Below are 13,461 nucleotides of genomic sequence, written 5' to 3'. Positions count from 1 at the left end.
GCCTTGCACCGACAACATCAACAAGGAAAATTCAATGAAACAGCTAGTTCGCATCACTCTGTCCAGCGTCTTGCTGCTGTGCGCTGCCACTGCTGCGGCCGCCACGGTCGAGGTCCGCGTCGCCGGCGTCACGGCCAAGGGCAAAGTCAACGTCGCCGTCTGCGACAAGGAACGCTTCCTCAAGCAGTGCGCCTACAGCGCCTCGGTCCCGGCCCAGGCCGGCGAAACGCTGGTCGCGGTCAAGGACGTGCCGCCGGGTACCTGGGCCGTGGTCGCCTACCAGGACGAGAACGCCAACGGCAAACTCGACACCAACCTGCTCGGCATCCCGAAGGAACCCTACGGCTTCAGCCGCGACGCGCGCAGCAAGTTCGGCCCGCCGGACTTCGAGGACGCGGCGATCGAGATCGGCGACGCGCCGGCGACGGCCGCGGTGCGCCTGCGCTGAAGGGGTTCGGGATCCGCAGCGTCCGCGTAATGTACGGCGTCATTGATGCCAATGGCATCAATGACGGGTTCACCGGGCACTCCGTGCCCATGCGGTGCGGCGTATGCGGTTCGAAACCCGAAACCCGGCCGTAGTGCACAAAACGTACGGGCCTTACAAGTGTTCAGGCATTGCGACCGTACGACCGCGTGAGCACAAGTGCTCACCCTACGGTATTCAAACGCTGGTGGTCGTTTCCTGCGCCGCCGCCTGCACACCCGCATCGAACACCCGCATCAAGAAATGCACCTTGCGCGAGGCATGGTGGCGCTCGTGGTGATCGCGGGTGAGGATCTCGACGCGCCGCGGCTGCGCGCTCAGCTGGCGCGCATCGATGTGCCCGCCGACCGCATCGGTCCCCGCGAATTGCGCCGCCAGGTGCTGCGCGATCGTCCCGGTCAGCGTGACAGGCAAGCCGTGCAGCGTCGTATGCAGCTCGAAAGCTCGCGAGGCGGGCAGGACGAACAGCGTCCCGACGTATTCAGTACCGTGCTCTTCCATGTCAGTCTCCTGTGACACGCATCTGCGTTCGGCGTCGCTTCGGCTCGCCGCTGCGCACGTTCATCATAGCGCGGCTGGAGCATGGCGCAACTGGAAAATTGCTTGTGCGCCGACAGGTTGAACAGATGTGCGGACCAGTAGGGTGGGCGCCCCGTGCCCACGCGGAACGATGCGCGGACACGCCATCAAAAAGGGGCCAACAAGGTGCATGCTTTCGCGTGGGCACAGGGCGCCCACCCTACAAGCGGACACAACGGCATAAAAAACGGGACCTTTCGGTCCCGTTTCGGTGTTGCTGCAACTAGCTGACGATCAGCGCTTGCGCGGCGGCGGCAAATCGGTGCAGACGCCCTTGTAGACTTCGGCGGCCATGCCGATCGACTCACCCAGCGTCGGGTGCGGGTGGATCGTCTTGCCGATGTCGACGCCGTCGGCGCCCATCTCGATGGCGAGCGCGATCTCGCCGATCATGTCGCCGGCATTCGTGCCGACGATGGCGCCGCCGATGATGCGGCCGGTCTCGGCGTCGAACAGCAGCTTGGTGAAGCCTTCGTCGCGGCCGTTGGCGACGGCGCGGCCCGAGGCAGCCCACGGGAAGTGGCCCTTCTCGACCTTGACGCCCTTCTGCTTGGCTTCGTCTTCGGTGATGCCGGCCCATGCCACTTCCGGATCGGTGTAGGCCACCGATGGAATGACTTTCGCATCGAAGTAGGCCTTTTCGCCGTGCGCCGCTTCCGCCGCGACGTGCGCTTCGTGCACCGCCTTGTGCGCCAGCATCGGCTGGCCGACCAGGTCGCCGATGGCGAAGATGTGCGGCACGTTGGTGCGCATCTGGCCGTCCACGCCGATGAAGCCGCGGTCGGTCACTGCCACGCCGGCCTTGTCGGCCGCGATCTTCTTGCCGTTCGGGCTGCGGCCGACGGCCACCAGCACCATGTCGTACAGCTGCGGTTCAGGCGCGGCGACGCCGGCTTCGGCCGACTCGAACGTGACCTTGATCCCTTCCGGCAGCGCTTCCACGCCGACGGTCTTGGTCTTCAACATGATCTTGTCGAAGCGCGCTTCGTTGTACTTCTGCCAGACCTTGACCGCATCGCGGTCCGCGCCCTGCATCAGGCCATCCATCATTTCGACGACGTCGATGCGTGCGCCCAGCGTGCTGTACACGGTCGCCATCTCCAGGCCGATGATGCCGCCGCCGATGACCAGCATCTTCTTCGGCACCTGGCGCAGCTCCAGCGCGCCGGTCGAATCGACGATGCGCGGGTCTTCCGGCACGAATGGGAGCTTCACGACCGAGGAGCCAGCGGCGATGATCGCTTTCGCGAACTTCACCACTTTTTTCGCGCCGTCCGGACCGGTGACTTCGATGTGGTTCGAGCTGAGGAACTGGCCCACGCCCTGGACCACCGTCACCTTGCGCGCCTTGGACATGCCGGCCAGGCCGCCCGTCATCTTCTTGATGACGCCATCCTTGTAGGCACGCAGCTTGTCGATGTCGACGTCCGGTTTCGCGAAGCTCACGCCGAGGTCGGCCATGTGCGCGGTCTCGTCGATGATGTGCGCCACGTGCAGCAAGGCTTTGGACGGAATGCAGCCCACGTTCAGGCAGACGCCGCCCAGGGTGGCGTACTTTTCGACCAGCACCGTGTTCATGCCGAGGTCGGCTGAACGGAAGGCGGCCGAATAGCCGCCGGGACCGGCGCCCAGCACCATCATCTCGCATTCGACGTCGACCTGGCCGCTGTAGCTCGAGGCAGCAGGCGCAGGCACGGCGCCAGGCGTGGCCGCATCGGCTTTATGGGCCGGTGCGTAGGAATCGGTCGGGCCGGCGGCAGCCGTCGGCGCCACGGCTTGCGCGCCGATCTGGGCAGCAGGCTTCGACGACTCGACAGCCGCCGGGGCAGCAGCGGCCGGAGCAGACGCAGGAGCACCCGCGCCGCTTTCCTCGATCATCAGCAGCAGCGAACCTTCGTTCACCTTGTCGCCGACCTTCACTTTCAATTCCTGCACCACGCCGGCGTGGGTCGATGGAATCTCCATCGACGCCTTGTCCGATTCCACGGTGACCAGCGACTGGTCGACCTTGATCGTGTCGCCGGGCTTGACCATCAGTTCGATGATTTCGACGTCCTTGAAATCGCCGATGTTCGGGACTTTTACTTCAACAGTGCTCATTCTCGGCGCTCCTTACAGAAGGGTCTTGCGCAGGTCGGCCAGCACTTCGGCCAGGTAGGCGGCGAAGCGGGCGGCACCGGCGCCATCGATCACGCGGTGGTCGTAGGACAGCGACAGCGGCAGCATCAGGCGCGGCTGGAAGGTCGAACCGTCCCACACCGGCTTCATGGCCGATTTCGACAGGCCGAGGATCGCCAATTCCGGCGCATTGATGATCGGCGTGAAGGCCGTACCGCCAATGCCGCCCAGCGACGAAATGGTGAAGGTCGCGCCCTGCATGTTCGCCGGGCTCAATTTGCCTTCGCGCGCCTGCGCCGACAGTTCGCCCATCTCGGTGGCGATCTGCGACACGGTCTTCTTGTCCGCATCCTTCACGACCGGGACCACCAGGCCGTTCGGGGTGTCGGCCGCGAAGCCGATGTTGTAGTACTGCTTGAGGATCAGGTTGGCGCCGTCTTCGCTGAGCGAGGCATTAAATTGCGGGAATTTCTTCAGTGCGGCGACCGATGCCTTGATCACGAATGCCAGCATGGTTAGTTTCACAGCCGACTTCTGCTTGGCCAATGCCGCGTTCGAATCGACGCGGAACTGTTCCAGGTCGGTGACGTCGGCTTCGTCGAAGGTCGTGACGTGCGGGATCATGACCCAGTTGCGGTGCAGGTTCGGACCGCTGATCTTCTTGATGCGCGACAGCGGCAGCAGTTCGGTCGGGCCGAACTTCGAGAAGTCGAGCGATGGCCATGGCAGCAGGTCGAGGCCGACGCCGGAGCCGCCCTTGGCCGGGGCAGCAGCGGCTGGAGCAGCCATCACGCCCTTGACGAAGTTCTGCACGTCGATTTGCGTGATGCGGTTCTTCGGACCGGTGCCCGGCACGCGCGACAGGTCGACGCCGAGTTCGCGCGCGAACTTGCGGATCGATGGTGAGGCGTGGGCTTTGGATGCGTCGCCGGCTGGGGCAGCGGCAGGTGCCGGTGCAGCAGCCGGTGCCGGCGCAGGGGCGGCAGCTGGCGCTGGAGCCGGTGCGGCAGCAGGCGCCGGCGCGGCAGCAGGCGCAGCGGCCGGTGCAGCTTCGGCAGCCGGCGCCGGCGCGGCAGCGCCACCCTCGGCTTCCTCGAGCATCAGCACGAGCGACCCTTCGGCGACCTTGTCGCCGACCTTGACCTTGATTTCCTTGACGACGCCGGCGTGGCTGGATGGGATCTCCATGCTCGCCTTGTCCGATTCGACGGTGACAAGCGACTGGTCGACCTTGATCGTGTCGCCTGGCTTGACCATCAGTTCGATGACTTCGACTTCCTTGAAGTCGCCGATGTCCGGGACTTTGACTTCCACAATGCTCATCGTATTAGCTCCGTTTTTATTTGTATGCGTGCACAGAAGCGCGCCCACCACGAAGGCAGGCGCGGATCACGAGCAATTATTGGGTCACAGGATTCGGCTTGTTCGCATCGATGCCGTACTTGGCGATCGCCTGGCCGACAATCGCCTTGTCGATCTTGCCTTCGTCGGCCAGTGCGCGCAGGGCGGCAACCGTGATGTAGTAACGGTTCACTTCGAAGAACTCGCGCAGTTTCACGCGGCTGTCCGAGCGGCCGAAACCATCGGTACCGAGCACCTTGTAGGTGCGATCCTTCGGCATGTAGGCGCGGATCTGCTCGGCGAACATGCGCATGTAGTCGGTGGTCGCGACGATCGGGCCGGTCGTGTCCTGCATCAGCGAGGTCACGTAGGGCACGCGCTGCTCGGCATCCGGGTTGACCATGTTCCAGCGGTCGCAATCCTGGCCGTCGCGCGCCAAGAGCGTCAGCGACGGTGCGGACCAGACGTCGGCCGCCACGTTCCAGTCGGACAGCAGCAGTTCGGCGGCGAAGATCGATTCGCGCAGGATGGTGCCGCAGCCGATCAGCTGGACGCGGTTCTGCGTCTCGCCACCCTTCTTGAGCAGGTACATGCCCTTCAGGATGCCTTCTTCGGTGCCGGCGGTGAGGCCCGGCTGCTCGTAGTTCTCGTTCATGATGGTGATGTAGTAGAACACGTCTTCCTGTTCTTCCACCATGCGGCGCAGGCCGTCACGGATGATCACCGCCACTTCGTGACCGAAGGTCGGGTCGTACGGCAGGCAGTTCGGCACGGTCGCGGCGATGATGTGGCTATGGCCGTCTTCGTGCTGCAGGCCTTCGCCGTTCAGCGTCGTGCGGCCGGCGGTGCCGCCCATCAGGAAGCCACGGGCACGGATGTCGCCCGCCAGCCAGACCAGGTCGCCCACGCGCTGCATGCCGAACATCGAGTAGAACGTGTAGAACGGGATCATCGTGCGGTTGTTCGACGAGTACGACGTCGCAGCCGCAATCCACGAGCTCATGCCGCCCGCTTCGTTGATCCCCTCTTGCAGGATCTGGCCGGCCTTGTCTTCGCGGTAGTACATGACCTGGTCTTTATCGACCGGCTCGTACAACTGGCCCTGCTGGTTGAAGATACCGATCTGGCGGAACAGGCCTTCCATGCCGAAGGTACGCGATTCGTCGACCAGGATCGGCACGATGCGCTGGCCCAGGCTCGCGTCTTTCAGCAGCGCGGTCAGGGTACGCACATAGGCTTGCGTGGTCGAGATCTCGCGGCCAGGCGCGGTCGGGTCGAGCACGGCCTTGAAGGTCTCCAGCGGCGGCACGACCAGGGCTTCATCGGCCTTCTGGCGGCGCTGCGGCAGGTAGCCCCCTAAAGCCGCGCGGCGCTCGTGCAGGTACTTCATTTCAGGCGAATCGTCGGATGGCTTGAAGAACGGGATCTCGGCCAGCTTGTCGTCGGGGATCGGGATGTTGAAACGGTCGCGCATTTCGCGGATCGCCTCGTCGTCGAGCTTCTTGGTCTGGTGGGCGGTGTTGCGCGCCTCGCCCGACTTGCCCATGCCGAAGCCCTTGACGGTCTTGACCAGCAGGACGGTCGGGGTGCCCTTGTTCTCTTGCGCGTTCTTGAAAGCGGCGTAGATTTTATGAGGATCGTGGCCGCCGCGGGTCAGGCGCCAGATGTCGTCGTCGCTCATGTTAGCGACCATCTTCAGCAGCTCCGGATGCTTGCCGAAGAAGTGCTTGCGCACGTAGGCGCCATCCTTGGCCTTGTAGTTCTGGTATTCGCCGTCGACGGTTTCCATCATCACGCGCTGCAGGATGCCGTCCTTGTCCTTGGCCAGCAGGTTGTCCCAGCCCGGGCCCCAGATGACTTTGACGACGTTCCAGCCGGCGCCGCGGAAGTCCGCTTCCAGCTCCTGGATGATCTTGCCGTTGCCGCGCACCGGACCGTCCAGGCGCTGCAGGTTGCAGTTGACGACCATGACCAGGTTGTCGAGGCGTTCGCGTGCGGCCATGCCGATCGCGCCCATCGATTCCGGCTCGTCCATCTCGCCGTCGCCGCAGAAGACCCAGACTTTACGGGCTTCGGTATCGGCGATGCCGCGCGCGTGCAGGTACTTCAGGAAGCGCGCCTGGTAGATCGCCATCAGCGGGCCGAGACCCATCGAGACGGTCGGGAACTGCCAGAAGTCCGGCATCAGTTTCGGGTGCGGATACGAGGACAGGCCCTTACCGTCGACTTCGCGGCGGAAGTTCAGCAGCTGCTCTTCGCTGATGCGGCCTTCGAGGAAGGCGCGCGCATAGATGCCAGGCGACGAGTGGCCCTGGATGTACAGCAGGTCGCCGCCGTGGGTGTCGGTCGGGGCGTGCCAGAAGTGGTTGAAGCCGATGCCGAGCATGTTGGCCAGCGAGGCGAACGACGAGATGTGGCCACCGAGGTCGCCGTCGGCGCGGTTGGCCTTGACGACCATCGCCATCGCATTCCAGCGCATCCACGAGCGCAGGCGCTCTTCGTATTCGAGGTTGCCCGGGCTGTTGACGTTCAGGTGCGCGGGAATGGTGTTGACGTAGGCGGTGTTGCTGGAGAACGGGACGTGGGCGCCACGGCGGCGCGCCAGGTCGACCAGGCGCTCCATCAGGTAGTGCGCGCGTTCGGTACCTTCGTTTTCGATGACCGCTTCAAGCGCGTCGAGCCATTCCTTGGTTTCGAGCGTATCTGGGTCGTTGGCGGCCTGGGCCGTCAACTGATCGAGTTGAGCTGACATTGGTGCGTCTCCTTGGTTTTGGTGGCCCACGTCGATCTCCCTGATCGCCCGCCGGCGGATTGATGAACATCTAACCTGAATTAATCGACCAGATTCTACCAGTGCCCCATCTCTTTTTCAAATTACGATATATCGTTTCATAATATGGAATTACCCCATGCGGACGGGATGTGTCTGGCATACCGGTAGGGTGGGCGGGAAACCCGCCCACCCTACGTCCCTTCGGTATGCCTTACGAATAGATCGGCCACATGCATCACCCCATCCATAGTACCCCTATAAATATGACAACGAACCACGCCGCGCGGCGCGCGATACCGCGCCTTCGCGCGCAAGCGCCGTATAATTTCATTTTTGTCCAGTGATGAGCCCCAACATGCCAGCGCAACTGATCGACGGAGTCCAACTTTCCCAACAACTGCGTGCCGAGATCGCCGGGCGTGCCGCGAAACTGGCCGCCGCCGGCCAGCAGCCGGGCCTGGCCGTGATCCTGGTCGGCGAAGACCCGGCCAGCCAGGTCTACGTGCGCAACAAGGTCAAGGCCTGCGGCGACGTCGGCTTTCATTCGGTGCTGGAAAAATACGATGCCGACCTGAGCGAAGCTGCCCTGCTCGCCCGCATCGACGCCCTCAACAACGACTCGGCCATCCACGGCATCCTGGTGCAGATGCCGCTGCCGCGCCACATCAATCCAAGCCGTGTGATCGAGGCGATCGCCACCGCCAAGGACGTCGACGGCTATTCGGTGCTGTCGGCCGGCGAACTGGTTGCCAACCTGCCGGGCTTCCGCCCCTGCACGCCCTACGGCTGCATGAAGCTGATCGAGTCCACCGGCTATGACCTGCGCGGCAAGCATGCGGTGGTCATCGGCCGCTCGAACACGGTCGGCAAACCGATGGCGCTGCTCCTCTTGCAAGCCAACGCTACCGTGACCATATGCCATAGCGCCACGCCGAACCTGGGTGTGTACACGCGCCAGGCCGACGTGGTCGTGGCCGCCGTCGGCCGCCGCAACACGCTCACCGCCGACATGGTGAAACCGGGCGCGATCGTGATCGACGTCGGCATGAACCGCGACGATGCCGGCAAACTGTGCGGCGACGTCGATTTCGCCGGCGTCAAGGAAGTCGCTTCGCACATCACCCCGGTGCCGGGTGGCGTGGGGCCGATGACGATCACGATGCTGTTGATGAATACGGTCGAGTCCGCGGAACGCGTGCTCGGCAAGCGCCAGGAACAGCTGGGTCAGCCTGCGGGCATGGACCCGCGTCCTGGCACCGCATGAACTTTGGAAGGAAATCATAGAATGGAAACAAACGCCAGCAATCCCCTCCTCGATTTCTCGGGCCTGCCGCGTTTCGATGCGTTCCGTCCGGAACACGTCACGCCGGCCATCGAGCAGCTGATCGAGGAAGCCGCCGCCGTGGTAGCGCAGCTCGAGGCGCCATCCGACAACGTCACCTGGGACAACTTCGTCGTGCCGCTCGAGGAAGCCACCGAGCGCCTCGGCCGCGCCTGGGGCATCGTCAACCACATCAACCACGTGGCCGACACCCCCGAACTGCGCGCCGTCTACAACGAAAACCAGCCGAAAGTGACCGAGTTCTGGACCTCGCTGGGCCAGAACGAAGCGCTGTTCGACAAATACAAGGCGATCCGCGCCGGCGCCGACTACGACAGCCTGAGCCCGGCCCGCAAGCGCATCGTCGAGAACGCCTTGCGCGATTTCCGCCTGGGCGGCGCCGAACTGCCGGCCGACAAGAAGGAACGCTTCGGCGCCATCCAGGAACAGCACGCGGCGATCTCGACGCGCTTTTCCGAAAACGTGCTCGACGCGACCAACGATTACAAGCTCCTCATCGAAGACGAAGCGGAACTGGCGGGCATCCCCGACGACGCCAGGGACGCGGCCCGCGCCGCCGCCGAAGCGGCCGGCAAGACCGGCTACCAGTTCTCGCTGCACTTCCCGTCCTACTTCCCGATCCTGCAGTTCGCTGACAACCGCCAGCTGCGCGAGACGATTTATCGCGCCAGCGCCACGAAAGCGTCGGACATGGGCACCGTCTTCAGCGAAGCGGAAAAATGGGACAACACGCAGAACATCGCCCAGCTCCTGAAGCTGCGCCACGAAGAAGCGCAGCTGCTCGGCTACCGCAACTTCGCGGAGGTGTCGCTGGTGCCGAAGATGGCCGAGAGCCCGGAACACGTGATCAGCTTCCTGGAAGACCTGGCGGTCCGCGCGCGTCCGTTCGCCGAGAAAGACCTGACCGAACTGCGCGCTTTCGCCAAGGACGAGCTCGGCATCGAAGACTTGCAGGCCTGGGACGTGGCCTACGCCTCGGAAAAACTGCGCGAGCAGCGCTATGCCTTCTCGGCGCAGGAAGTGAAAAATTACTTCCCTGAACCGAAGGTCATCGAAGGCCTGTTCAAGGTCGTGCAAACACTGTTCTCGGTGCAGATCACGCCGGACACCGCCCCGGTCTGGCATCCGGACGTGCGCTTCTACCGCATCGAACGCGACGGCCAGCTGGTCGGCCAGTTCTACTTCGACCTGTACGCGCGCGCCGGCAAGGGCCAGGGTGCGTGGATGGACGACGCGCGCGGACGCCGCCTGGCCACCGGCGGCATCGTGCAGACGCCGGTCGCCTACCTCACCTGCAACTTCACGCCGCCGGCCACCAGGGACGGCAAGCTGCAGCCATCGCTGCTCACGCACGATGAAGTGACGACCCTGTTCCACGAATTCGGCCACGGCCTGCACCACATGCTGACCGAAGTCGAGGAACTGTCGGTGTCGGGCATCTCGGGTGTCGAGTGGGATGCGGTCGAGCTGCCGTCTCAGTTCATGGAAAACTTCTGCTGGGAGTGGGACGTGTTGCAAGGCATGACCGCCCACGTGAAAACGGGCGAACCGTTGCCGCGCGCGCTGTACGACAAGATGCTGGCAGCGAAAAACTTCCAGTCGGGCATGCAGACCCTGCGCCAGGTCGAGTTCTCGCTGATCGACATGCACCTGCACTACGATTTCGATCCAAGCAGCCAGCAGATCGTGCAGGAATTGATCGACAGCGTGCGCCGCAAGTTCTCGATCATGATCCCGCCCGCGTTCAACCGCTTCCAGCATTCGTTCGGCCACATCTTTGCCGGCGGTTACGCGGCCGGCTACTACAGCTACAAGTGGGCCGAAGTGCTGTCGGCGGACGCCTATGCCGCCTTCGAGGAAGCCCTGGAGGCCGGCGGCGGCGAGTTGCTGGCCGAAACCGGACGCCGCTTCCAGCGCGAGGTGCTGGCGGTGGGCGGTTCGCGTCCGGCGCTGGAATCGTTTACGGCCTTCCGTGGACGGGAGCCGTCGATTGACGCCCTTCTCCGTCATAGCGGCATGAGCGCCTGATTGTTGAATGACCTGCGCGCCGGCGGAAAGTTCGCCGGCGCGCAGCGATGCAAACCAACCGCCGTTCGACGCGCCGGATTACAATCTGATCCATGACACGGATCGACTTTCACACCAACATCCCCGACAAGCTCGCCTACGCCTGCCGCCTGGCGCGCAAGGCCTATTCGGCGAAGGCAAAAATCGTCCTGCTGGCCGAAGACGCCGCCCAGGCCGCGGCGCTGAACGAAGCGCTGTGGACGCTCTCGAACACCGATTTCCTGCCGCACGTGATGGCCGACGACCCGCTCGCGCCCGAAACCCCGATCATCATCACCGACAGCGAAGAAGCGGAGTTGCCGCACCACGAGATGCTGGTGAATCTCACGCGCCGCACCCCGAGCACCTTCGCCCAGTTCGCGCGCGTGTTCGAGATCATTTCCATCGACGAGCAGGATGCCGCCGCCGGGCGCCAGCGCTATGTCGCCTACAAGAAGCAGTCCTATCCGCTGACCCACTTCGTCGCAGGACAATCATGAGCCAGAACCCCGTCTTCGATAGCAGCATTCCCGTGTTGACTGAAGTCGTGCTGGAGCCGGCGCTTGTATCGCCTGCGCCGCCGGCGCCGGCCGGGCAGGCCGAGGCGGAGGATGCGCTGGCGGCGGAGCCGGTACCGGAGCCGGCCCAGGCCGAGGAAGCCGCCGCACCGGCGCCGGCGGCGGTCGAGACGCAGGCTGCGCTGCAAGCGCTGCCCCTGCCCGCGCCTGATTGGGAAGAACTCGAGCGCCGCATTGCCGAGCGCGTGCTGGCACAGTTGCAGCCGCAGATCGATGCCATCGTGCGCAACGCGCTGGCCTCGGCCGGCGACCAGATCCACATCGGGCTGCGCCAGGCGGTCGAGCAGGTGGTGGCGCAGCAAGTCGCATCCATTCAATTCGGCCAGTAGAGTAGGCCGGGCCGCGCAGGACGCAATTGTGCACAACATCGCATGCGTTTCGATTGCGCACATGCCTGACGGTGGGCATGCCCACCCTACAACACCTTAAAACGGTGCATGCCCCTTCCCTTTCGCCTCCAAACCGTGCGCATTTCTTCCTCTGCGCACCACGCATGACCACCCCGCGCAATACCACTTTCCACACCCTCTGAATTGTTGTACCTTTTGCTCTGCATTACGAAACAGGCGCCTGCCGGCGGTGTATCGGGGCGCTCGTCATCCCCCACTTTGGAGAACGTATGACCACGAAGCTCATTCCCCTTGCCATCGCGATGCTGTTCGCTGCCAACGCCAGCGCCCAGCAGGTCGTCAAGATCGGCCACGTCGGCCCGGTCTCCGGCCCCAACTCGCACCTCGGCAAGGACAACGAGAACGCCGCTCGCATGGCGATCGACGAGCTCAATGCAAAAGGTTTTATCGTCAATGGCCAGACGGTCACGCTGCAACTCGTGGCCGAGGACGACGCGTCCGATCCGAAGCAAGGCACGGCGGTGGCGCAGAAGCTGGTCGACGCCAAGGTCAAGGGCGTCATCGGCCACCTGAACTCGGGCACCAGCGTGCCGGCGTCCAAAATCTACAACGATGCCGGCATCCCGCAGATTTCGCCGGCCACCACCGCCACCCAGTACACCAAGCAACGCTTTCCGGGCGCCTTCCGCGTGGTCGCCAATGACGCCAAGCTCGGCGGCACGCTGGGCAAGTATGCGGTCGACACGCTCAAGGTGAAAAACATCGCCGTCATCGACGACCGCACCACCTACGGCCAGGGTGTTGCTACCGAATTCGTGAAGGGCGCCAAGGGTCCGGGCGTGCGCATCGTCGGCAAGGAATTCACCAGCGCCACCGCTACCGACTACACCGCCATCCTGACCTCGATCCGCGCCAAGAAGCCGGACCTGGTTTTCTTCGGCGGCATGGATTCGGTGGGCGGGCCGATGCTCAAGCAAATGAAGGCGCTCGGCATCAATGCGCGCTTCATGGGCGGCGACGGCATCTGTACCGAGGCGCTCGGCCGCCTGGCGGGCGACGCCGTCGGCGAAGGTAAAGTGATTTGCGCCGAAGCGGGCGGCGTGACCGGCGACCAGGAAAAAGCGATGACCGACTTCCGTGCCCGTTTCAAGCAGAAGACCGGCGCCGAGGTGCAGTTGTACGCCCCTTATGTCTACGATGCGGTGATGGTGATGGCGGCGGCCATGCAAAAAGCCAATTCGGTCGAGCCTGCGAAATACCTGCCGGAACTCAAGAAAATCAATTACAAGGGCGTGACCGGCACCATCGCCTTCGATGCGTCGGGCGACATCAACAACGGCGCCCTGACCCTGTACACCTTCAAGGGCGGCAAGCGCAGCAAGATGGATGTGATCCGCTGAGCGCGGCTCACTGGATACGGCCGGGACATGTGCCTGGCCTGAACAAAAAGCAAAAAAGCGCGCCCTTCACAGCGGCGCGCTTTTTTATGTCGCTGCCTAGCGGCAGCCTGTATCAGGCAATTACTTGGTCGCCAACACCCATTTCACCAGGGTGCGCGCTTCCGCTTCATTCACCTGCATGTTGGCCGGCATCGCCACCGGGCCCCAGACCCCCTGGCTACCCATCATGACTTTTTGCACCAGCTTGTCCTCGACCCCTTTGCGGCCAGCGTACTTCTCGGCGATGTCCTTGTAAGCAGGACCGACGATCTTGGTTTGGGTTGCATGGCACGACATGCAGTTCTTGGCTTTCGCCAGGTCGGCTTGCGCGAACGCGCTCGACGATGCCAGTACCGACAACAGACCGCACAACACCAAAGAACGTTTCATCTGACTCTCCAAAAATAA

The 13,461-nt window shown here is 63.8% G+C and carries 11 protein-coding genes; 6 read left to right on the top strand and 5 right to left on the bottom strand.

Going from position 1 to position 13,461, the window contains the following annotated elements:
- Nucleotides 1–34: 34 nt before the first annotated feature.
- The gene (locus IFT60_RS02675) at nucleotides 35–448 is read left to right on the top strand and encodes a DUF2141 domain-containing protein (RefSeq protein ID WP_192049205.1); all 414 of its coding nucleotides are present in this window, start codon (nucleotides 35–37) and stop codon (nucleotides 446–448) included.
- Nucleotides 449–664: 216 nt separating this feature from the next.
- Here the strand turns inward: IFT60_RS02675 and IFT60_RS02670 are convergent, their stop codons facing one another.
- The 4 genes from IFT60_RS02670 to aceE form a co-directional block, all read right to left on the bottom strand.
- Nucleotides 665–988 (bottom strand): hypothetical protein, encoded by a 324-nt coding sequence (locus IFT60_RS02670; RefSeq protein ID WP_192049203.1) that lies wholly within the window; start codon nucleotides 986–988, stop codon nucleotides 665–667.
- Between the two features lie 312 nt (nucleotides 989–1,300).
- Nucleotides 1,301–3,166 carry a dihydrolipoyl dehydrogenase gene (lpdA, locus tag IFT60_RS02665; protein ID WP_192049201.1) on the bottom strand — a complete coding sequence of 622 codons (1,866 nt, stop codon included), beginning with the start codon at nucleotides 3,164–3,166 and terminating at the stop codon, nucleotides 1,301–1,303.
- 12 nt (nucleotides 3,167–3,178) lie between these two features.
- Nucleotides 3,179–4,507 carry a dihydrolipoyllysine-residue acetyltransferase gene (gene aceF, locus IFT60_RS02660; RefSeq protein WP_192049199.1) on the bottom strand — a complete coding sequence of 443 codons (1,329 nt, stop codon included), beginning with the start codon at nucleotides 4,505–4,507 and terminating at the stop codon, nucleotides 3,179–3,181.
- A gap of 76 nt (nucleotides 4,508–4,583) precedes the next feature.
- Nucleotides 4,584–7,277, bottom strand: a complete 2,694-nt coding sequence (aceE, locus tag IFT60_RS02655) for a pyruvate dehydrogenase (acetyl-transferring), homodimeric type (RefSeq protein WP_192049197.1) — start codon at nucleotides 7,275–7,277, stop codon at nucleotides 4,584–4,586.
- Nucleotides 7,278–7,653: 376 nt separating this feature from the next.
- Between aceE and folD the strand changes: the two genes are divergently transcribed.
- The 5 genes from folD (at nucleotide 7,654) to IFT60_RS02630 (ending at nucleotide 13,014) form a co-directional block, all read left to right on the top strand.
- Complete coding sequence (folD, locus tag IFT60_RS02650; protein ID WP_192049195.1) at nucleotides 7,654–8,562, top strand: bifunctional methylenetetrahydrofolate dehydrogenase/methenyltetrahydrofolate cyclohydrolase FolD; 909 nt, start codon at nucleotides 7,654–7,656, stop codon at nucleotides 8,560–8,562.
- 21 nt (nucleotides 8,563–8,583) lie between these two features.
- Entirely contained in the window at nucleotides 8,584–10,668 is a 2,085-nt protein-coding gene (locus IFT60_RS02645; protein WP_192049193.1) for a M3 family metallopeptidase, read from the top strand.
- Between the two features lie 92 nt (nucleotides 10,669–10,760).
- Nucleotides 10,761–11,186 carry a DNA polymerase III subunit chi gene (locus tag IFT60_RS02640; RefSeq protein ID WP_192049191.1) on the top strand — a complete coding sequence of 142 codons (426 nt, stop codon included), beginning with the start codon at nucleotides 10,761–10,763 and terminating at the stop codon, nucleotides 11,184–11,186.
- Complete coding sequence (locus tag IFT60_RS02635) at nucleotides 11,183–11,593, top strand: hypothetical protein (RefSeq protein ID WP_192049189.1); 411 nt, start codon at nucleotides 11,183–11,185, stop codon at nucleotides 11,591–11,593. Before IFT60_RS02640 ends, IFT60_RS02635 begins: the two co-directional genes overlap by 4 nt.
- A gap of 290 nt (nucleotides 11,594–11,883) precedes the next feature.
- The gene (locus IFT60_RS02630) at nucleotides 11,884–13,014 is read left to right on the top strand and encodes a branched-chain amino acid ABC transporter substrate-binding protein (RefSeq protein WP_192049187.1); all 1,131 of its coding nucleotides are present in this window, start codon (nucleotides 11,884–11,886) and stop codon (nucleotides 13,012–13,014) included.
- Between the two features lie 120 nt (nucleotides 13,015–13,134).
- Here the strand turns inward: IFT60_RS02630 and IFT60_RS02625 are convergent, their stop codons facing one another.
- Nucleotides 13,135–13,443, bottom strand: coding sequence for a c-type cytochrome (locus IFT60_RS02625; RefSeq protein WP_192049185.1), 309 nt, complete (start codon nucleotides 13,441–13,443; stop codon nucleotides 13,135–13,137).
- Nucleotides 13,444–13,461 lie beyond the last annotated feature (18 nt).

The sequence above is a fragment of the Massilia sp. CFBP 13721 genome, assembly GCF_014842025.1.
GTDB lineage: Bacteria > Pseudomonadota > Gammaproteobacteria > Burkholderiales > Burkholderiaceae_D > Telluria.
The sequence above is the reverse complement of the archived record's forward strand: the minus strand, read 5'-3'. Positions and strand labels throughout refer to the sequence as shown.

Excerpts from the sequence above, each read along its gene's own strand:
- IFT60_RS02675 (WP_192049205.1), top strand. The coding sequence starts at position 35 with ATGAAACAGCTAGTTCGCATCACTCTGTCCAGCGTCTTGCTGCTGTGC.
- IFT60_RS02670 (WP_192049203.1), bottom strand. The coding sequence starts at position 988 with ATGGAAGAGCACGGTACTGAATACGTCGGGACGCTGTTCGTCCTGCCC.
- lpdA (WP_192049201.1), bottom strand. The coding sequence starts at position 3,166 with ATGAGCACTGTTGAAGTAAAAGTCCCGAACATCGGCGATTTCAAGGAC.
- aceF (WP_192049199.1), bottom strand. The coding sequence starts at position 4,507 with ATGAGCATTGTGGAAGTCAAAGTCCCGGACATCGGCGACTTCAAGGAA.
- aceE (WP_192049197.1), bottom strand. The coding sequence starts at position 7,277 with ATGTCAGCTCAACTCGATCAGTTGACGGCCCAGGCCGCCAACGACCCA.
- folD (WP_192049195.1), top strand. The coding sequence starts at position 7,654 with ATGCCAGCGCAACTGATCGACGGAGTCCAACTTTCCCAACAACTGCGT.
- IFT60_RS02645 (WP_192049193.1), top strand. The coding sequence starts at position 8,584 with ATGGAAACAAACGCCAGCAATCCCCTCCTCGATTTCTCGGGCCTGCCG.
- IFT60_RS02640 (WP_192049191.1), top strand. The coding sequence starts at position 10,761 with ATGACACGGATCGACTTTCACACCAACATCCCCGACAAGCTCGCCTAC.
- IFT60_RS02635 (WP_192049189.1), top strand. The coding sequence starts at position 11,183 with ATGAGCCAGAACCCCGTCTTCGATAGCAGCATTCCCGTGTTGACTGAA.
- IFT60_RS02630 (WP_192049187.1), top strand. The coding sequence starts at position 11,884 with ATGACCACGAAGCTCATTCCCCTTGCCATCGCGATGCTGTTCGCTGCC.
- IFT60_RS02625 (WP_192049185.1), bottom strand. The coding sequence starts at position 13,443 with ATGAAACGTTCTTTGGTGTTGTGCGGTCTGTTGTCGGTACTGGCATCG.